The 17,045-nt window shown below is 58.7% G+C and carries 23 protein-coding genes and 1 pseudogene; 7 read left to right on the top strand and 17 right to left on the bottom strand.

Annotated features, from left to right (window positions below; genetic code table 11):
- Window positions 1-189: 189 nt before the first annotated feature.
- Window positions 190-453, top strand: a pseudogene (locus ACA059_RS16775) (TetR/AcrR family transcriptional regulator); the annotation flags it as partial.
- Here ACA059_RS16775 and ACA059_RS16770 read toward each other — a convergent pair.
- From ACA059_RS16770 to ACA059_RS16735, 8 genes are all read right to left on the bottom strand, one after another.
- Window positions 450-734 carry a hypothetical protein gene (locus ACA059_RS16770; RefSeq protein ID WP_046047412.1) on the bottom strand — a complete coding sequence of 95 codons (285 nt, stop codon included), beginning with the start codon at window positions 732-734 and terminating at the stop codon, window positions 450-452. The pseudogene ACA059_RS16775 and the gene ACA059_RS16770 overlap by 4 nt on opposite strands.
- A 309-nt stretch (window positions 735-1,043) precedes the next feature.
- Entirely contained in the window at window positions 1,044-1,274 is a 231-nt protein-coding gene (locus tag ACA059_RS16765) for a hypothetical protein (RefSeq protein WP_010460746.1), read from the bottom strand.
- A gap of 125 nt (window positions 1,275-1,399) precedes the next feature.
- Window positions 1,400-1,621: a hypothetical protein gene (locus ACA059_RS16760; protein WP_149629810.1), complete on the bottom strand. Its 222-nt coding sequence runs from the start codon at window positions 1,619-1,621 to the stop codon at window positions 1,400-1,402.
- Between the two features lie 73 nt (window positions 1,622-1,694).
- On the bottom strand, window positions 1,695-2,735 hold the full coding sequence (locus tag ACA059_RS16755) for a DNA topoisomerase IB (protein WP_497630151.1): 1,041 nt from the start codon (window positions 2,733-2,735) through the stop codon (window positions 1,695-1,697).
- A gap of 75 nt (window positions 2,736-2,810) precedes the next feature.
- Window positions 2,811-3,890: a molybdenum ABC transporter ATP-binding protein gene (gene modC, locus ACA059_RS16750; protein ID WP_497630150.1), complete on the bottom strand. Its 1,080-nt coding sequence runs from the start codon at window positions 3,888-3,890 to the stop codon at window positions 2,811-2,813.
- A gap of 3 nt (window positions 3,891-3,893) precedes the next feature.
- Window positions 3,894-4,574 carry a molybdate ABC transporter permease subunit gene (gene modB, locus ACA059_RS16745; RefSeq protein WP_497630149.1) on the bottom strand — a complete coding sequence of 227 codons (681 nt, stop codon included), beginning with the start codon at window positions 4,572-4,574 and terminating at the stop codon, window positions 3,894-3,896.
- Window positions 4,575-5,342 carry a molybdate ABC transporter substrate-binding protein gene (gene modA / locus ACA059_RS16740; protein ID WP_497630148.1) on the bottom strand — a complete coding sequence of 256 codons (768 nt, stop codon included), beginning with the start codon at window positions 5,340-5,342 and terminating at the stop codon, window positions 4,575-4,577.
- A gap of 169 nt (window positions 5,343-5,511) precedes the next feature.
- Entirely contained in the window at window positions 5,512-6,576 is a 1,065-nt protein-coding gene (locus ACA059_RS16735; RefSeq protein ID WP_497630147.1) for an NAD(P)H-dependent flavin oxidoreductase, read from the bottom strand.
- A gap of 189 nt (window positions 6,577-6,765) precedes the next feature.
- On the opposite strand from ACA059_RS16735, the gene acuI reads away from it, so the two are divergent.
- Together acuI and ACA059_RS16725 are read left to right on the top strand one after the other, a co-directional pair.
- A complete protein-coding gene (gene acuI / locus ACA059_RS16730; protein ID WP_497630146.1) occupies window positions 6,766-7,749 on the top strand; it encodes an acrylyl-CoA reductase (NADPH) in 984 nt (327 codons plus the stop codon).
- Between the two features lie 52 nt (window positions 7,750-7,801).
- Window positions 7,802-8,290 carry a GyrI-like domain-containing protein gene (locus tag ACA059_RS16725; RefSeq protein ID WP_497630145.1) on the top strand — a complete coding sequence of 163 codons (489 nt, stop codon included), beginning with the start codon at window positions 7,802-7,804 and terminating at the stop codon, window positions 8,288-8,290.
- Here ACA059_RS16725 and ada read toward each other — a convergent pair.
- The 6 genes from ada to ACA059_RS16695 all read right to left on the bottom strand — a co-directional run bounded on the left by ada (window position 8,254) and on the right by ACA059_RS16695 (window position 11,925).
- Window positions 8,254-9,327: a bifunctional DNA-binding transcriptional regulator/O6-methylguanine-DNA methyltransferase Ada gene (ada, locus tag ACA059_RS16720; protein ID WP_497630144.1), complete on the bottom strand. Its 1,074-nt coding sequence runs from the start codon at window positions 9,325-9,327 to the stop codon at window positions 8,254-8,256. The genes ACA059_RS16725 and ada overlap by 37 nt on opposite strands.
- Before the next feature lie 85 nt (window positions 9,328-9,412).
- Entirely contained in the window at window positions 9,413-10,078 is a 666-nt protein-coding gene (gene alkB, locus ACA059_RS16715; protein WP_497630143.1) for a DNA oxidative demethylase AlkB, read from the bottom strand.
- A gap of 4 nt (window positions 10,079-10,082) precedes the next feature.
- On the bottom strand, window positions 10,083-10,787 hold the full coding sequence (locus tag ACA059_RS16710) for a 2OG-Fe(II) oxygenase (protein WP_497630142.1): 705 nt from the start codon (window positions 10,785-10,787) through the stop codon (window positions 10,083-10,085).
- Window positions 10,784-11,290 (bottom strand): methylated-DNA--[protein]-cysteine S-methyltransferase, encoded by a 507-nt coding sequence (locus tag ACA059_RS16705; RefSeq protein WP_497630141.1) that lies wholly within the window; start codon window positions 11,288-11,290, stop codon window positions 10,784-10,786. Before ACA059_RS16705 ends, ACA059_RS16710 begins: the two co-directional genes overlap by 4 nt.
- A gap of 126 nt (window positions 11,291-11,416) precedes the next feature.
- A complete protein-coding gene (locus ACA059_RS16700; protein ID WP_497630140.1) occupies window positions 11,417-11,593 on the bottom strand; it encodes a hypothetical protein in 177 nt (58 codons plus the stop codon).
- A gap of 29 nt (window positions 11,594-11,622) precedes the next feature.
- Window positions 11,623-11,925: a DUF1883 domain-containing protein gene (locus tag ACA059_RS16695; RefSeq protein ID WP_024164534.1), complete on the bottom strand. Its 303-nt coding sequence runs from the start codon at window positions 11,923-11,925 to the stop codon at window positions 11,623-11,625.
- A gap of 212 nt (window positions 11,926-12,137) precedes the next feature.
- Between ACA059_RS16695 and ACA059_RS16690 the strand changes: the two genes are divergently transcribed.
- Window positions 12,138-12,494 (top strand): hypothetical protein, encoded by a 357-nt coding sequence (locus ACA059_RS16690; RefSeq protein WP_497630139.1) that lies wholly within the window; start codon window positions 12,138-12,140, stop codon window positions 12,492-12,494.
- Between the two features lie 72 nt (window positions 12,495-12,566).
- Entirely contained in the window at window positions 12,567-12,797 is a 231-nt protein-coding gene (locus ACA059_RS16685) for a hypothetical protein (RefSeq protein WP_008155098.1), read from the top strand.
- 11 nt (window positions 12,798-12,808) lie between these two features.
- On the opposite strand, the gene ACA059_RS16680 is transcribed toward ACA059_RS16685, so the two are convergent.
- Window positions 12,809-13,090, bottom strand: coding sequence for a hypothetical protein (locus ACA059_RS16680; protein WP_123365041.1), 282 nt, complete (start codon window positions 13,088-13,090; stop codon window positions 12,809-12,811).
- Between the two features lie 139 nt (window positions 13,091-13,229).
- A complete protein-coding gene (locus tag ACA059_RS16675; protein ID WP_033055162.1) occupies window positions 13,230-13,418 on the bottom strand; it encodes a hypothetical protein in 189 nt (62 codons plus the stop codon).
- A gap of 266 nt (window positions 13,419-13,684) precedes the next feature.
- Between ACA059_RS16675 and galU the strand changes: the two genes are divergently transcribed.
- Window positions 13,685-14,524, top strand: coding sequence for a UTP--glucose-1-phosphate uridylyltransferase GalU (gene galU, locus ACA059_RS16670; RefSeq protein ID WP_497630138.1), 840 nt, complete (start codon window positions 13,685-13,687; stop codon window positions 14,522-14,524).
- Between the two features lie 132 nt (window positions 14,525-14,656).
- Window positions 14,657-16,015 carry a glutathione-disulfide reductase gene (gene gorA, locus ACA059_RS16665; RefSeq protein WP_111450115.1) on the top strand — a complete coding sequence of 453 codons (1,359 nt, stop codon included), beginning with the start codon at window positions 14,657-14,659 and terminating at the stop codon, window positions 16,013-16,015.
- On the opposite strand, the gene ACA059_RS16660 is transcribed toward gorA, so the two are convergent.
- On the bottom strand, window positions 16,012-17,031 hold the full coding sequence (locus ACA059_RS16660) for a DNA-binding protein (RefSeq protein ID WP_497630137.1): 1,020 nt from the start codon (window positions 17,029-17,031) through the stop codon (window positions 16,012-16,014). The two genes, gorA and ACA059_RS16660, sit on opposite strands and share 4 nt — an antisense overlap.
- Between the last annotated feature and the right edge of the window lie 14 nt (window positions 17,032-17,045).

The following is a 17,045-nucleotide window of genomic DNA, read 5'->3' as shown; positions in this document are numbered from 1 at the left end:
CGCTGCTTCGATTTCATCCCTCATATGCCCAGGCGCCCGAAGCAGCCGTGCGCCGAACATAGTCGGAAAAATCCCGCGCCGGCCCGACCGCGATCTCGGCGATGTCTTTTGCGTCGATGAAGGTTGCTGGCACCGCTTTTGACCGCCTGATGTGGCGTCGCCACGCAACAACTCAGTCGAGAGCGGTAGGAGCGAAAGGAGAGTCGTATTGCGGGCGGGTTGTTGGTCGACGCGATGCCTCGGGTATTCCCCGGCAGCGATGCGTTGCGGGTTCGGGAATCTGCGTTTCTGATCTGGCATTTGGGGGAGGCGACCATGCGGCTGGTCATCACCTGTGCACCCGAGGAGGGGCGTGGTCTGGTCGAAGCCTTCAAGCGCATGTCGTTGCTGGAAATCATGGCGCCAGCGGCCGGATCGAGTGAATTCGATTCAGCCGCCGATGCTGTCAGCTAAACGAAAGGCTGACCGGTGAAACCACGAGGCAATCGTTGCAGTCCTTCCATGGCAGTGAGCCGTTCGACCCAGGCCGCGCGCCAGTCATTGGCGGTGTGCGTAACTTTGGCCTTGCGTGCGGCGCGGCGTGCAGCGTTGCGCTGGTCTTTGCGCGCATCCTTGAACGCGTCGGTGTTGCGGCAGCTTCTGCATTTCACCCGGGTAAGTTCGCTGGTTGAAACGAGCTTGCTGCCTTTGTGACCGCAGGCCAGATGCCCGCCGACTTTGAAGTGAGTAACCATCAGACGCCTCCTTGGTGACGTGTGATCGTTTGACCTCAAGCGTACGGCGACGTTCGTTGCTGACGTAATGGGCAAAAAAAGACCCGCATGCGGGCGGGCCAGGGGGGATTCTTCAAAGGAGTCCGGTCACTGTAGGGCGTGAGTTGTGAACACAGTGTGAAATAGACTGAGCAGTAATAAAAAAGCCCAGCGTCAGGCTGGGTTGGGGATGCAGCAGGAAGCGCTCAGGCAAGGACGCACCCGGTGACGATAAGGTCGCCGTTCATGCGTCCTGGATCAGGCCGTGTCCTTGAGGATGTCCAGATCGAATCATCTGAACCGCGGCAGGGGCGGGTCGACAGGTTTGAGCGAAGACAGCGTATTGCGAATCAGTGGCGCGTCCTTCTCGATGTCGTTCAGCCGATCACGGATTCTGAGGGCCGTCGGGTGCCCGCCTTGATGATCGACCCAGTCGGCGATTTCCTTGCATGCCGCTGCCAGGCGAGCCTGACGGGAGTCGAGCAGGGTGAGCAGGGTGGTGATGGACTCTTTTTCGGACATGGCAAACACCTCCGTTCAAGAAACCTGTAATTGGCAGCAAAAAGCCCGCGGGGAGCGAGCTTTCTGCCGATGGGGTCACTGTTCCTTCAGCTTTTTCAGTATAGACCCCTAAAAGGCAGGTGACCTTAGCCTTGTCGGGCCGTCACTTGCGACCTGGCATTGAGCTGCCAGCATTCACGCCGGGCGTCTTCTTCACGATCGAAACCGTCACCGATGAAGCCGCGGGTTCGAGTATCGGCGATGCGATACCAGACGGCGGCGTCGGGTGGTGGATGATCGGGTTCTCCGGCCCGGCGACCATGGATGATGATCTTGTTGCATCGCTTTACAACGAAAATGTCTTCCATGGCGTCACCGCAGCTAATTCAGGTTCACATCAACTATAGAAGCCATTGGCGATCATGCAAAAAAATAGACAGGTCAGTTCGCCGCCTCAGCTATTGCGACCCTCATCTCCAAAAACACCGCCAGCCCGACTTCCTCTGCCCTGAGCCCTTTGCGGGCTCGCGGTCTGGGCAGCTCAGCCAACGCACCCAAAAGAAAACCTTCGAGCACCGCCGGGTGGATGTAGCACTTGCGGCAGACGGCCGGGGTGTTGCCCAGTTGTTTGGCGACGTTCTTGACCATCTCCACCATATGCCGCTTCGCATCCGACTCGGGCTCCCACTGCAGTTCCCGCAAAACCGCCAACGCCAATGCGCTGCCGGCCCAGGTTCGGTAATCCTTGGCAGTGAAGTCGGCACCGGTGAGTGTTTGCAGGTAGGCGTTGACGTCGGAGGAACTGACGGTGTGTCGCTCACCGTTTTCATCCAGGTACTGAAACAGGTTTTGCCCGGGAATTTCCAGGCAACGTTTGATGATCCGCGCCAGGCGTCGGTCTTTCACCGTGATCTGGTGCTCGACGCCGCTCTTGCCGCGGAACTGGAACAGGATCGCACTGCCGTTGACCTCGACGTGACGGTTGCGCAGGGTGGTCAGGCCATAGGAGCGATTGTCCCGAGCGTACTGGGTGTTGCCGACCCGGATCAGCGTCGCGTCGAGCAAGGTGATGACCGTGGCCATGACTTTGTCGCGACTGAAGCCGGGAGCCGCCAGCAGTGCTTCAAGCTGTTTGCGCAGTTTCGGCAGCGCCAACCCAAAGTCCCGCAAGCGTGAGTACTTGTCGGCATCACGTACTTCTCGCCAGCGTGGGTGATATCGGTATTGCTTGCGACCTCGGGCATCACGACCGGTAGCTTGCAGATGGCCGCGCGGGTCGGCGCAGATCCACACATCGGTGTAGGCCGGGGGTACGGCGAGGGCGTTGATGCGTTTGTTCTCGTCTTGATCGGTGATGCGCTGACCCGCAGGGTCGAAGTAGCAGAACTTGCCGCGCAGTTTCTTGCGGGTGATGCCGGGCTGGGTGTCATCGACGTAATGCAGGTCGGAAGGCAGCACATCGGGCAGCGCGATATCGGGCATGGCGGTAGTCCTTGGCGAGGGATCAGGGGCCGTTACAGCCATTGACCGCACGCCGTTGCAGTCGTGCCAGCGGATTTACGCCAGCACCGCTACCGCCTTGATCTGTGCCCAGAGTTGCTGGCCGGGGTGCACGCCCAATTGGTCCCGGGAGTAGCGGGTGATTCGCGCCAGCAGCGGTGTGCCGCCAGCGTCCAGACGGATCAGCACGTGGGCGGCGTTGTCCGCGCCCACTTCACTGATCACGGTGACCGGCAGGCGATTGAGGATGCTGCTGTGCTCGACGCTTTGCAGGCTCAAGCTGACATCCCGCGCCTGAACCTTGCAGCGCAGCGCCTGACCCAGGGGCATCGGTGAGTGAGCCACCCGAATGTTCAGGGTCGTGTTCGGCAGTTGCAGGGTCAGCAACTGATAGTCGGGGTCATAGGCACTGACGTGCCCCTCGATCACCACGCCGGCGTCGTCGCCCAGCGCCAAGGGCAGGTCGAGCCGGGCCAGCGTCTCGCCAATAGCGCCGCTGGCCAGCGCCTTGCCTTCACTCAGCAAGACGATGTGGTCGGCCAGCCGCGCGACCTCATCCTGTGAGTGGCTGACGTAGAGCACAGGGATGTCCAGCTCATCATGCAGTCGTTGCAGGTAAGGCAGGATTTCGTTTTTGCGTTGGCTATCCAACGCCGCCAGCGGCTCGTCCATCAGCAACAGTTTCGGACTGGTAAGCAAGGCGCGGGCGATGCCGACCCGTTGCCGTTCTCCGCCGGAAAGGTGCTGCGGATGACGATCCAGCAGATGGCCGATCCCGAGCAGTTCAGTCGCGTGTGCCATGTCGACCCGGCGCTGTTGGCGAGGAATACGCTTGAGACCGAACTCCAGATTGGCCAGCACCGACAGATGGGGAAACAGGCTGGCTTCCTGGAAGACGTAACCCAGCGCACGTTTGTGTGGCGGCACGAAAATCTTCTTGTCGCTGTCCTGCCAGACTTCATCGTTGACCTGGATGAAACCCTGCTCGGCCTTCTCCAGGCCAGCAATGCAGCGCAGGCAGGTGGTCTTGCCCGAACCGGAATGACCATAAAGTGCAGTGACTCCACGGCCGGGCAATTGCAGATCCACCTCCAGGGCGAACCCTGAATATTTCAGTTTCAGACGCGTATGAATCATCGATCAGCTCCAGCCCGCTTTGGTTTTACGGCTGGAGTAGAGCGCCAGCAACACAACAAAGGAGAACACCAGCATCGCCCCGGCCAGCCAATGGGCCTGGGCGTATTCCATAGCTTCGACGTGATCGTAGATCTGCACCGAGACCACGCGGGTTTTGTCGGGAATATTGCCGCCGATCATCAGCACCACGCCGAACTCACCGACGGTGTGGGCAAAACCGAGAATGGCAGCGGTGATGAAACCGGGGCGGGCCAGCGGCAGGATCACGCTGAAAAACGTGTCCCAGGGATTGGCGCGTAAGGTCGCGGCCACTTCCAGGGGGCGAGTGCCGATGGCAGAAAAAGCGTTTTGCAGTGGCTGGACCACGAACGGCATCGAGTAGAGCACCGAGCCGATCACCAGCCCTGCAAAACTGAACGTGAGGGTACCGAGGCCGAGTGACTGGGTGAAGTGGCCAACAAACCCGTTGGGGCCGAGCGCCAGCAACAGGTAAAAGCCAATCACCGTCGGCGGCAGCACCAGTGGCAGGGCGACGATCGCCCCGACCGGGCCGCGCAACCACGAGCGGGTGCGCGACAGCCATAACGCAATCGGAGTGCCGATAACCAGCAGGATAACCGTCGTCAGCGACGCCAGTTTCAGGGTTAGCCAGATGGCAGAAAAGTCGGCACTCGATAGTGTCATTTAGAGTTGGTAACCGTAGGATTTGATGATTGTGGCGGCTTTCGGGCCTTTGAGGTACTCAACCAGCGCCTTGGCGGCTGGGTTGTCCTTGCCTTTGTTGAGGATCACCGCATCTTGTTTGATCGGCTCATGCATGTTGGCCGGAACGATCCAGGCCGAGCCGCCGGTGACTTTGCCGTCTTTGTAAATCTGCGACAAGGCCACAAAACCGAGTTCGGCATTGCCGGTGGAGACGAATTGGTAGGCCTGGGTGATGTTCTGGCCTTCAACGATCTTGGCTTTGACCTTGTCGGTCAGGCCCAGCTTGGTCAGCACCTGAGTGGCGGCCAGACCGTAAGGCGCCGCTTTTGGGTTGGCGATGGACAGGTGCTGGTATTCGTTCTTTTTCAGCACTTCGCCCTTGGCATCGACATAACCTTCCTTGGCCGACCACAGCGCCAGGGTGCCGACGGCATAGGTGAAGCGTGAGCCCTTGACCGTGTCGCCTTCGGTTTCGAGTTTTTGCGGGGTGGTGTCGTCCGCCGAGAGGAACACTTCGAACGGTGCGCCGTTCTTGATCTGGGTATAGAACTGGCCGGTGGCACCAAAGGAGGTGACCAGTTTATGCCCGGTGTCTTTTTCGAAATCGGCGGCGATCGCCTGAATCGGTGCAGTGAAGTTGGCGGCGACGGCAACCTGGACTTCGTCCGCCTGTGCGGACCCGAAAGCGAACACTGCGAGCAGGGTTGCCAGGCAGGTGGGGGCAAAACGTGAGGCACGAATGGTCATGAAACGGCTCCGTTGTAGGCAAGTGCTGCGAGGGGTTAAAGCGCTATATAGCGGAATATATAGCGAATTGCCTGCAAACGGAACGTGTTGGATGCGCGTTGTTGAGACCACGCATAACCCTGTAGTAGCTGCCGAACGCAGCCTTCGGCAGCTGCTACAGGTGAGTGCGTTACCGACGAAGCAATTTCGCCAATCCTTCCTCAGCCAACTTCCGGGTCAGTTCAGCCGTGGTCATTTCAACGCCCAGCGTGAATGCTTGCCCCGCCCAGAGATTGCTGAAATCCGCTTCTCCCTTGGCCCGCAATGGCATCAGCGCACCACCTGCCAGCGGGAAGGCCGGTGCTTTGGCGCTCATCGGCCCGAGTTCGCGCATCACACGATTGAGAATGCCGCGCGCCGGGCGTCCTGTGAAAATGTTAGTGACTGCTGTTTCACTTTCCTTGGCCGTGCGCAACGCCTTGTGATGAGACGCGCTGACCTTGGCCTCTGGCGTGAACAAGTACGCCGTGCCCACTTGCACCGCCGAAGCCCCCAACAGGAAAGCCGCCGCGACGCCTCGTGCGTCGGCAATCCCGCCGGCAGCAATCACCGGTACTTTCACCGCATCGACGATCTGCGGCACCAGCGCAAAGAGGCCCACCTGGCTGCTCAAATCATCACTGAGAAACATGCCCCGATGGCCGCCGGCTTCGTACCCCATGGCGATGATCGCGTCACAACCCTGCTGTTCGAGCCAGATGGCCTCTTCGACCGTGGTGGCCGAGGAGAGCACTTTCGCTCCAGTGGCTTTCACGCGGTCCAGCAGGGATTTTTCCGGCAGGCCGAAGTGGAAACTCACGACTTCGGGGCGAAACTCTTCGATCACTTCGCAGGCCGCGTTATCGAACGGTGCTCGATTGGACACTGGCGTCGGCGCGTCGAAGTCCACGCCAAGTTCCCGGTAGTAGGGCTCCAGCAGATTCTTCCAGTCTCGAGCGCGTTGCTCATCGGCGGCGGGTGGCTGATGGCAGAAGTAGTTGACGTTGATCGGGCGCTGAGTGTGTTGGCGAATCGTTTTCAGCTCCTCGCGTAACTGATCGATGCTCAACATGGCGGCGGGCATCGAGCCCAGGCCGCCGGCGTTACTGGCTGCAATAACCATGGCCGTACCGGTCGCGCCGGCCATGGGCGCCTGGATGATCGGCAGCTCAATGCCAAGCAGGTCAAGAATGCGGGTGTCTGGCCATTTGCTCATTTGAAGGGTTCTCCGACGTCATAACAGGGCAGGGACGGTAGGACCGTTTTTGTATCAGCAATGACGGATACAAGGCCAGTCGAGTTTTCAGTTCGTGTGCCACTCTTGGCTTAAAGTCGAGTACGGTGAAATGTTGCTATGTGTTATTTCAACTGCACCACAACTGAGTGATTCCATCTGGAGGCAGCAATGTTCCAAGGCATTTTGATCGACAAAGACGACAGCGGTTACCGGGCCACACTGCAAGAGATCAATGACGATCAACTGCCCGAGGGCGATGTGACAGTGCGTGTGGCGTACAGCACGCTGAACTTCAAGGATGGCCTGGCGATCACCGGCAGCAGCCCGGTGGTGCGAAAATTCCCGATGGTGCCGGGTATTGATCTGGCAGGCACTGTCGAAGTCAGTGGGCATCCGGACTACAAAGTCGGTGATCAGGTCGTACTCAATGGCTGGGGTGTAGGCGAAGGACATTGGGGCGGATTGGCGCAGAAGGCTCGCTTGAACGGTGACTGGTTGATTCCGCTACCCAAGGCATTCACCGCGGCGCAAGCGATGGCCATCGGCACGGCGGGTTACACGGCGATGCTGAGCATCCTGGCGCTGGAACATAATGGAGTGACGCCCGATCAGGGCGAAGTATTGGTCACCGGCGCCAATGGCGGCGTAGGCAGTTTCGCCATCGCATTGCTGAGCAAGCTCGGCTATCGGGTGGTCGCGTCCACCGGCCGAACCTCCGAGCACGATTACCTCAAGCAACTGGGCGCCAGCGAAATCATCGACCGCGCCACGTTGTCCGAGCCGGGCAAGCCCTTGACCAAGGAGCGCTGGGCGGCGGTCATCGACTCGGTCGGCAGTCACACCCTGGCCAACGCCTGTGCCAGCACGAAGGCCAACGGCACTGTCGCCGCGTGTGGCCTGGCGCAAGGCATGGATTTCCCGGCTTCAGTCGCACCGTTCATTTTGCGCGGCGTGACCCTGGCCGGGATCAACAGCGTGACTCAGCCCAAAGCCAAGCGGATACTGGCCTGGAATCGTCTGGCCAAGGATCTGGATTTCGCTCTGTTGCCCCTGATCAGCCATGAAATCGGTTTGAGTGAAACGATCGAGGCCGCACCGCGTTTGCTCGCTGGTCAATTGCGTGGTCGGGTGGTGGTCGACGTCAATCGGTGACCATCTCACCGTCAATCAAACAGACAAACGACAGAGACAAGGGATATTGACCATGGATGTAAAACAGCGTGAAGTGCGGCCCTTTAGCGTCTCGGGCCTCCAAGTGCGCACCTGCAATGCCGCAGAGCAGCAGCCAGACACTGCGCGCATCGGCCCTATGTGGGAACAATTCTTCGTTGAGGGGATTTTCGACAAGATCGCCCACAAACAGCCGGATTCCTTTGTGTACGGTGTCTATTCCAACTATGAGTCCGACGCTTCGGGCCACTTCGATGTGACCGCGGGGGTGGCGGTCACCGCGTCCTCCGAGGACTTTGCGCAGATTCAGGTGGAAGGAGGCGAATACCTGGTGTTCAGCGCCAAAGGGGCGATGCCGGACAGCGTCATTCAGACGTGGGGGCTGATCTGGGCCTACTTTAAGGACAACCCGCAGGTTTGCCGCGCGTTCGCCACAGACTTCGAGGTCTATACCAGCCCGGATTCAGTGTCGGTCTATATCGGCATTCAGGACTCAGACGGGTTTTCGCGCTCAAGCAACTGACGCTTGCGCTCCACACCCCAGCGATAGCCCGACAGGTTGCCGTCGCTGCGCACCACGCGGTGGCACGGAATCGCCACCGCCAGGTTGTTCGCGCCGCAGGCTTGAGCCACGGCGCGCATCGCTTTTGGCGCGCCGATTCGTTGAGCGATATCGGCGTAGCTGGCGGTGCAACCGACGGGAATCTCCCGCAGGGCTTGCCAGACCCGTTCTTGAAAAGCGGTGCCACGAACATCCAGCGGCAAATCCAGGCCCAGGGCCGGTGCTTCGATAAAACCAACAACCTTGGCGATCAGTTGCTCGAACGCTTGGTCGGCGCCAATCAGATTGGCACGCCGAAATTTGTCCTGCAGATCGCAGACCAGTTGGTGCGGATTATCACCCAGCAGGATCGCGCAAACACCCCGTTCACTCTGCGCCACCAGAATCGCTCCCAGGGAACACTGGCCGACCGCAAAACGAATGTCGTTGTTCTGACCGGCGGCGCGGTAATCACCGGGTTTCATGCCCAATAGCTGATCGGCGGCTTCATAGAAGCGGCTGTTGGAATTGAAGCCGGCGTCATACAGCGCGTCAGTCACCGAGTCTCCGTCCGCGAGGCGCTCACGGACCCTGCGTGAACGATGGGCCGCGGCGTAACCCTTGGGCGTCAGACCGGTAACCGCTTTGAACACCCGATGGAAGTGAAAGCTACTGAGGCCCGCAGCAGAGGCCAGTTCGCTCAGTACAGGCAGATTTTCCGCGGTTTCGATCTGGCGGCATGCAGCGGCCACGGTCGCAGCATGTTGCGCGGCGATGTCGCTTTGATCTTTCGCGGCTCGTTTGCTGGGGCGATAACCCGCCGCCTGGGCCTGCTCGGCCGTGTCGAAGAACTCGATGTTCTGCGGTTTCGGCAAACGTGCCAGGCTGCTGGGGCGGCAGTAAACGCCGGTGGTTTTCACCGCATACACAAACTGTCCGTCTGCCCGGGGATCACGCGCGACGACGGCGGCCCAGCGAGGATCGTTCTCGGTGGCAATTTTTGTCGAATGGCTTGTCATGGCTTCATGTCCTGACCTGTTTCATGCAGATTAACCAGCCGACGGGGTCGCTGCACCCCGGGTCTTGCGGTCGAATTCGAAGGCTTCATCCGGCGGTACGAAAGGTGAAGTTGATCCGTTGTTCGCCCAGTCGCGGGTGTTGGCCGTCCTTGATCGGCAAGACTCCGTGATAACGCAAACGATCCACGCCACCCCAGACCACGATGTCGCCATGGAACAGCGGCACTCGTTGGCTTTTATCGCTGCGTTCGAAACCGCCGAACAGGAATATCGCCGGCAATCCCAGAGACACTGAAACGATGGGCGCTGCGTAGGAAAATTCGTCTTTATCCTGGTGCAACGACATCTTGGCCCCGGGAACATAACGGTTGATCAGGCAGGAATCAGGCATGAAATCCGCAAACCCCGCTTCCCGCGCCGCCGCTTGTGCCAATTCGAGAAACACCTCGGGCATTTTCGGCCAGGGTTTTCCGGTCAGCGGATCATGGCGGGTATAGCGATAACCGCTGCGGTCGGTGGTCCAGCCCAGCGCGCCGCAACTGCTCAAGGCGACCGACATGGTAAAGCCTCCGGGCGTGATCATCTGTCGAAACGGTGCCGCCGCCAGAACTGCGTCCAGTGCGGGCAGCAACTGATCCAGCCAGGGCAGGGCAAAGCCTCTGAGGACGCAGGACTGTTCGCCGATACGATCGAGCTTGGGTTGCTGCTCGGGTTCCGCGTCGGCAAACAAGTCGAAGGTGATTGGGTTCATGGGGTCATAACGCGTCGTGAAAGATGATTCCAAGGGTATGTCGTTTTCCACTGTGCAGGCGACTCACGCCGTGGCGCAGGGTGACTCGGTAATAGCCACGAACGCCTTTGACCGGTCGTTGGTTGACGGCAAAGATCAGCCCGTCACCTTTCTTGAGGCCAATGACCTGGGGGCGCGATTGCATCCGTGGGCGCTGTTCGGTCAGCACGAACTCGCCGCCCGTGAAGTCTTCGTCCGGCTCTGACAGCAAAATCGCCACTTGCAGCGGGAAGACGTGTTCGCCGTACAGGTCCTGATGCAAGCAGTTGTAGTCCTGCGGTCCATAGTGCAGCAACAACGGCGTCGGGCGTTCCTGACCGGCGGCATGGCAGCGTTCGAGGAACGCTTCGTGCGTTTCAGGGAAGCGGGTCGGCAGGTCCATGTGCTCGTACCAGCGATTGGCTATCGGCACCAGTCGAGGGTAGAGAGACCTGCGCAAATGGGCGACGACATCCGGCAACGGGTACCTGAAGTATTTGTACTCGCCACGGCCAAAGCCGTGACGAGCCATGACCACTTGCGAGCGAAACGGTTCGGGGCGGGCATACAAAGCGCTGATTTCATCGCACGTCTTGTGGCTTAAAAGCGACCTGATGATCGCGCAGCCATCCTGATCGAGTTGCTCTGTCAGCGCTTCCCAGTCCAGTCCATCGAAAGAACGCTCGCTCATCGCTGCGCCTCACGATCCAGCAGTTGCCGTTTGCGTTCCAGTCCCCAACGGTAGCCGCCGAGGCTGCCATCCTGACGCAGCACTCGATGGCACGGCACGATCACCGCCAGCGGGTTCGCTCCGCAGGCATTGGCCACCGCCCGAAAAGCCGTGGGTTGCCCCAGTTGTCGCGCGATATCCAGATAGCTGGCGGTTTCACCCAGCGGTATTTGCCGCAGGGCATCCCAGACTCGCCGTTGAAAAACGCTGCCTGTCAGATCCAGCGGAAAATCCAGGGTGGTGCGCGGGTCTTCGAGGTGGCGCAGGGTTTGCTCCAGCGCAGGCATCAATCCCTCATCGCGCTGCGGTGCTTGTTGGCCGGGGAAGCGTCGCGAAAGATCGCGCTCCAGCGTTGCCAGATCATCACCGATCAGCAGCGCGCACAGACCCTCGGCGCTGAACGCCAGCAGCAAGACGCCAAGGCTGGAAGTGCCGCTGATGAAGCGAATCGAGGAAGTAGACATGTTCTGACTCCTTAACCAAAGGTTGAGGTGGCCAGTCTAGGGAGCGGGGATGGAACGAACACTCCGGCGCTTGCGGTTGAATTCCAGAGGCAGGAGCAGACGTCCATGTTGTCGCTCCGGATCCCGTTACAACGCTTTGCTGACGCTTATGTCGCTGATGACGTCTTCGCTCGAACCATGAAGCGCATCCAGCGCGACCTTGGCTTCTTCTTCGGTGCCGTTTTCAAGCTGGGCAAATTCGAAGCGACGCTCACCATTGAGTTTGTATTTGATGACGTACTTGGTCGTTTGGGCCACGGTCATACCTTCTTGTCTTCGTGTTTGGGTGTCACTCAGCTCAGTTTCGTGCTGGAGCGGCGGATGATCTTGATGGTGTGAGTCAGGGTCGGTTTGCGAGTTACGCTGATCGGCCGGCGGTTGACCGTGTCGATGGTGATGTTCCAGAAACCGGTGCTCGGCGCAGTAATCCGGGCCGGGAAGGTGTCGAATGCACCACCGTGGTAAGTGTGGCGGCCGCCATTCTTGAAGCTGCGGAAGTTGGCGTCGTTCATCAAGCGGATATTGCATGTTTGGGAGCATTGAATGACGACGATGTCGTCTTCGTTGAGGTGCTCGCGCTGGTGGATAAATTTCATGAGGCGCCTCCAGAAGGGCTTTTTCTACAAAATCAAAACGATAGCATGTGCGATTGGCGCAGTTTATCAGCCCGAACAGGTTATTATCCGGTCGTCGAGGTCTGCTTTGACAATTAAAAACAGTTATACGGAATTCTATGAGCGATAAACGCAGCAAGCCTCGGAGAAAAACAGCATTTGTACTGTCGGAGTGTCTTTATCGGAGGTGTTGTATGAAGTGGGGTGTGCTGTTCCTGCCTATGGCGATAGCGATGAGTGGTTGTGCGAGTGTCTCGGAGATCAATGAGTCGCTGCCGACCATGAGCGTGATTTCAGGCAAGAAGCCTCATGAGTACGCGCAATGCCTGACCGAGAAACTGGCCAGCAGCCGGGGAGCCCTGCAAGTCGAGCCGCACAAGGACGGTATGCGAGTCATCGTGCCGCAGAAGTTCTCCTCGGGGCCGGCCGCGGTATTTGATATCGAAGATCGGTCCACTGGCAGCAGCATCAAGTTGCATGAGCGCATTTCCAATGTGCCGTTGCGCCCCATGGATGTACGCAATGCCGCTACGGCGTGCATTTCCGGCTGATAGACTGTCGCCCGTCAGCACCGATGCCGCCAAAGCAGCGCTTTGGCGGCATTGTCATTTCTGGAGTCGAGCATGAAGCGAGAGCAGGTACGGGAGCGCCATGCAGAGGGTCACATCTCTGCCACCCACGTGATTCAGAATCCGGCGAATCCGGGCGAATGGATCGTGTTTTTCAAGAAAAGCGCCGGGCGCAGTTATTTTCTGGTGGATGAAAACGATGAAGTCGAATCCTTCAGTAGCCTTGATGAATTAATCGAGACGGTGCGCGGTCTCGGGATCAAGTTCGCCGAAATTCACATGTAGGGCAGGGCGCCTTACTTGCAGACCACCACGACGTTGCGGTTCTTGTAGTTGCCGACGTCGACACCCAGCGTCTTGTCGCTTTCCTTGGTCGAAGGTGTTCCGTCGGTACCGACGATCCGATAGCCGGTGCCGGCGCAAGAGGCATCGGCTTTTTCGTAGCAGGTCGCCCAGGAATTGGCTTCCCCGGAGCAGTCGATGGCCAGGCCTTGTTCGCCGTTGTTCAGGTAGGTCGTTTCCGAAGTGGCGCAGCCGCTCAGGGCCAGTGCCGCGATCAGGGGCAAAAATTTATTCATGTCGTTGTCGTCGTCAGGATGAAGGGGCTGAGCCTGTGACAGCGCTGGCATCAAAAGGTTATAGCGAATGGCCACTTGGTTGCAGGCAATCACAAAAAAGCCCTGCGCAAGGCAGGGCTTGGGTCGAGTCGGGTGCTTCTCAGGACTTGTCCTTGCCGCGACGCTTCGGGGCTGGGTGTTCGAGCTCCAATACGGATGCTACTTCAATTGCCAACGCCTCGGTCGGGAAAGGCCCGGCAATATTCTCGCCGCTGGCACTGTCTACCCACCACTGGCCGTCTTTCGCCTGATTGATCAGGAACCCGTTGACACTTTTTGCTACCGACATCTATCTGCCTCGTTGGCTGGTTCAATCGCGCAATGATAGCGCCAAATGCACTCAACGGGTGCTGATGGTGTAGGGTGGTGCGATTCGCGGCCGTGCAGATCTGCTGGTCTGTGCTATCTATAAAAGCTGCGGAGCTAACTCGGGAACTATCCGCGAGAATATTTCTCTATGATGGCATCGGTTAGCCAGTGCGGGGCATTGTAAGGTGCACGCCGCCTGATTAGACTGCGCCGAAACTCGTACACACAGCCCTATCAAGGACTTTTATGATCAAGAAATGCTTGTTCCCAGCAGCCGGTTACGGTACTCGCTTCCTGCCAGCGACTAAAGCCATGCCCAAAGAAATGCTGCCGGTGGTAAACAAGCCACTGATCCAGTACGGCGTCGAAGAAGCACTGGACGCTGGGTTGACCGAAATTTCCATCGTTACCGGTCGCGGCAAACGCGCTCTGGAAGACCACTTCGACATCAGCTACGAGCTGGAAAACCAGATCAAGGGCACCGACAAGGAAAAATACCTGGTCGGCATCCGTAAACTGTTGGACGAGTGCTCGTTCTCTTACACTCGCCAAACCGAAATGAAAGGCCTGGGCCACGCCATTCTGACTGGCCGCCCGCTGATCGGTGACGAACCGTTCGCGGTAGTGCTGGCGGACGACTTGTGCGTCAACCTCGAAGGCGACGGCGTCCTGACTCAGATGGTCAAGCTGTACGAGCAGTATCGCTGCACCATCGTTGCGATCCAGGAAGTGGATCCGCTGGAAACCAACAAATACGGCGTGATCTCCGGCGAGCTGATCGCTGATGATTTGTACCGCGTTCGCAACATGGTCGAAAAACCAGCCCCGGAAGACGCACCGTCGAACCTGGCGATCATCGGTCGTTACATCCTGACGCCGGATATTTTCGAGCTGATCAAACAAACCGAGCCAGGCAAAGGCGGCGAGATTCAAATCACCGACGCCCTGATGAAGCAGGCGAAAAACGGTTGCGTGATTGCCTACAAGTTCAAGGGCCAGCGTTTTGACTGCGGTGGCGCTGAAGGCTACATCGAGGCCACCAACTTCTGCTTCGAGAACTTCTACAAGACTGGCAAGGCTTATTGATAGCGCTTGACCCACTTGTATTGAAAAGCCACCTTCGGGTGGCTTTTTCATTTTCCGTCCCCATATCGTTTGCAGCGCTTGCCCAGCGGACGTCTGCGGGTATGCTTGTGGACTGCCGAGGAGATTGAAAAAATGGCCTACGATTTTGACCTTTATGTGATTGGCGCCGGTTCCGGCGGTGTGCGGGCTGCGCGTTTTGCTGCCGGTTTTGGCGCGAAAGTGGCGGTGGCCGAGAGCCGCTACCTGGGTGGCACTTGTGTGAATGTCGGCTGCGTACCGAAGAAGCTGCTGGTCTACGGTGCGCACTTCGCCGAAGACTTCGAGCAGTCTTCGGGTTTTGGCTGGACGCCGGGCGAAGCGAAGTTCGATTGGGCGACGCTGATCGCCAACAAGGATCGCGAGATCAATCGCCTGAACGGTATTTATCGCAATCTGCTGGTGAACAGTGGTGTGACCTTGCATGAAGGCCACGCCAAAATCGTTGATCCGCACCAGGTCGAGATCAATGGCGAGCGTTACACCGCCAAAAACATCCTGATTGCTACCGGTGGATGGCCGCAGATTCCGGAGATTCCGGGGCACGAGCACGCAATCAGTTCCAACCAGGCGTTTTTCCTCAAAGAGCTGCCCAAGCGCGTTCTGGTCGTAGGCGGTGGGTACATCGCCGTCGAATTCGCCGGGATCTTCCACGGTCTGGGCGCCGACACCACGTTGTTGTATCGCGGTGAACTGTTCCTGCGCGGCTTCGACGGTGCGGTGCGCAAACACCTGCAGGAAGAGCTGACCAAGCGAGGCATGGACCTGCAGTTCAACGCCGACATCGAACGTATCGACAAGCAGTCGGATGGCAGCCTGAAGGTGACCCTCAAGGACGGCCGTGAGCTGGAAGCGGATTGTGTGTTCTACGCCACCGGTCGACGTCCGATGCTCGACAATCTTGGGCTGGAAAACACCGGGGTCAAACTCGACAAGAAAGGTTTCGTCGAGGTCGACGAGCAGTATCAGACGGCTGAGCCGTCGATCCTGGCGCTTGGCGATGTGATCGGTCGGGTTCAGCTGACGCCGGTGGCGTTGGCGGAAGGCATGGCCGTGGCGCGACGTTTGTTCAAACCTGAGCAATATCGCCCGGTTGATTACAAGATGATCCCGACCGCGGTGTTTAGTTTGCCGAACATCGGCACGGTCGGTTTCACCGAGGAAGAGGCCCGGGAGGCCGGTCACGATGTGGTGATCTTCGAAAGCCGCTTCCGCCCAATGAAGCTGACCCTGACCGAATGCCAGGAGCGCACCCTGATGAAACTGGTGGTGGACGCCAAGACCGACAAGGTTCTGGGCTGTCACATGGTCGGTCCGGAGGCTGGAGAAATTGTTCAGGGCTTGGCGATCGCCTTGAAAGCGGGTGCCACCAAGCGCGATTTCGATGAAACCATCGGCGTGCACCCAACTGCCGCCGAAGAGTTCGTCACCATGCGTACGCCGGTCGCGGGTTAATCGTCCTTTTGGGGTTCTGATGCGTCTGGTGCTGTCGCAATGACGGCCGCCAGGCGCACGCTCTCATCGAGGTTCGCCTGAGTCTTGAGCAACTCAATTTCCAATACTTTGTTTATCTGCGACTGCTCGTCGACACTCTGTTTCAGCGACTGATTTTCCAGAAGGGCAGTGCGTAAGCGTTCCTGGAGGAGGGTGCGTTCGCTGTCGATACGGTTCACCTGTTCCAGTAGCTGATCCTGTCGAACGTTGGTTTGCTTGAGTTGATCCTGCAGCAGGCTCAACTCTCTCAGGGTGCCACGGTTCTCCGTCAACAAGCGCTCGTTGTCGCGGTGCAGTTGCGTGATCTCATCCTGGCGCACCAATGCGCTTTGCTGGGCCTGGCGCAACTCCATCTGAATCTGCTGCACCTGGCTTTCATGGCGACGTTGCTCCTGCTCACGCTGTTCTTTGACAGCGTTGCGATAATGTTCCAGGGCATCGCGAGCGTGCAGGTGCTTTTCTTCCAGTGAGCGGATCTGCTCATCCTTGTCTTGCAAGCGTAATTCGAAATCGGCCAGCGCCTGGTTTAGTCCGGCGTTGCGGGTTTGCTCGGTCTGCAGCATGGCGCGGGTTTCTTGCAGAGCCTCGGACTCTTGAGTCAGAGCCAGGCTTTGAATCTCGTACTGCTGCTGCAATTGCGTGTTGGCTTGTTGGGCTTCCTTCAGCTGTATTTCCAACTCTTTTCGCTGCTGGTCGAACTGCGCGCATGCCTGATCGATGGGTTCTTGCGCCTGTTCCTTGAGGCGTTGCGCCAGGCGTGAAACCAAGCCTGCCAGCTCATCATCAATGGGCTCAGAAGGCGTTTCGATGCGCTCGCTGCCGTCATCCAGTTCCTTCAAATAGCGGTGGATAGTGGTTTTCGAGCCCGTGTTGCCCATCTCGATCCGTACCGCATCAATGCTGGGGTTTTCGCCTCGGGCGAGAATTGCCAAACGTGCCGCTTGCACCACTGCTTTATTAACGCCGCCACGAGCCATGAGTTCTCCTACGA

The organism is Pseudomonas sp. LBUM1647 (genome assembly GCF_059716175.1).
This window is presented reverse-complemented; position numbering and strand designations above follow the sequence as displayed.

Excerpts from the sequence above, each read along its gene's own strand:
- ACA059_RS16700 (WP_497630140.1), bottom strand. The coding sequence starts at position 11,593 with ATGACCGTGGCCCAAACGACCAAGTACGTCATCAAATACAAACTCAAT.
- ACA059_RS16770 (WP_046047412.1), bottom strand. The coding sequence starts at position 734 with ATGGTTACTCACTTCAAAGTCGGCGGGCATCTGGCCTGCGGTCACAAA.
- ACA059_RS16755 (WP_497630151.1), bottom strand. The coding sequence starts at position 2,735 with ATGCCCGATATCGCGCTGCCCGATGTGCTGCCTTCCGACCTGCATTAC.
- ada (WP_497630144.1), bottom strand. The coding sequence starts at position 9,327 with ATGACAAGCCATTCGACAAAAATTGCCACCGAGAACGATCCTCGCTGG.
- acuI (WP_497630146.1), top strand. The coding sequence starts at position 6,766 with ATGTTCCAAGGCATTTTGATCGACAAAGACGACAGCGGTTACCGGGCC.
- ACA059_RS16765 (WP_010460746.1), bottom strand. The coding sequence starts at position 1,274 with ATGTCCGAAAAAGAGTCCATCACCACCCTGCTCACCCTGCTCGACTCC.
- gorA (WP_111450115.1), top strand. The coding sequence starts at position 14,657 with ATGGCCTACGATTTTGACCTTTATGTGATTGGCGCCGGTTCCGGCGGT.
- ACA059_RS16660 (WP_497630137.1), bottom strand. The coding sequence starts at position 17,031 with ATGGCTCGTGGCGGCGTTAATAAAGCAGTGGTGCAAGCGGCACGTTTG.
- ACA059_RS16695 (WP_024164534.1), bottom strand. The coding sequence starts at position 11,925 with ATGAAATTTATCCACCAGCGCGAGCACCTCAACGAAGACGACATCGTC.
- ACA059_RS16705 (WP_497630141.1), bottom strand. The coding sequence starts at position 11,290 with ATGTCTACTTCCTCGATTCGCTTCATCAGCGGCACTTCCAGCCTTGGC.
- ACA059_RS16710 (WP_497630142.1), bottom strand. The coding sequence starts at position 10,787 with ATGAGCGAGCGTTCTTTCGATGGACTGGACTGGGAAGCGCTGACAGAG.
- ACA059_RS16760 (WP_149629810.1), bottom strand. The coding sequence starts at position 1,621 with ATGGAAGACATTTTCGTTGTAAAGCGATGCAACAAGATCATCATCCAT.
- ACA059_RS16680 (WP_123365041.1), bottom strand. The coding sequence starts at position 13,090 with ATGAATAAATTTTTGCCCCTGATCGCGGCACTGGCCCTGAGCGGCTGC.
- modC (WP_497630150.1), bottom strand. The coding sequence starts at position 3,890 with ATGATTCATACGCGTCTGAAACTGAAATATTCAGGGTTCGCCCTGGAG.
- ACA059_RS16685 (WP_008155098.1), top strand. The coding sequence starts at position 12,567 with ATGAAGCGAGAGCAGGTACGGGAGCGCCATGCAGAGGGTCACATCTCT.
- ACA059_RS16675 (WP_033055162.1), bottom strand. The coding sequence starts at position 13,418 with ATGTCGGTAGCAAAAAGTGTCAACGGGTTCCTGATCAATCAGGCGAAA.
- ACA059_RS16735 (WP_497630147.1), bottom strand. The coding sequence starts at position 6,576 with ATGAGCAAATGGCCAGACACCCGCATTCTTGACCTGCTTGGCATTGAG.
- ACA059_RS16725 (WP_497630145.1), top strand. The coding sequence starts at position 7,802 with ATGGATGTAAAACAGCGTGAAGTGCGGCCCTTTAGCGTCTCGGGCCTC.
- ACA059_RS16690 (WP_497630139.1), top strand. The coding sequence starts at position 12,138 with ATGAAGTGGGGTGTGCTGTTCCTGCCTATGGCGATAGCGATGAGTGGT.
- alkB (WP_497630143.1), bottom strand. The coding sequence starts at position 10,078 with ATGAACCCAATCACCTTCGACTTGTTTGCCGACGCGGAACCCGAGCAG.
- galU (WP_497630138.1), top strand. The coding sequence starts at position 13,685 with ATGATCAAGAAATGCTTGTTCCCAGCAGCCGGTTACGGTACTCGCTTC.
- modB (WP_497630149.1), bottom strand. The coding sequence starts at position 4,574 with ATGACACTATCGAGTGCCGACTTTTCTGCCATCTGGCTAACCCTGAAA.
- modA (WP_497630148.1), bottom strand. The coding sequence starts at position 5,342 with ATGACCATTCGTGCCTCACGTTTTGCCCCCACCTGCCTGGCAACCCTG.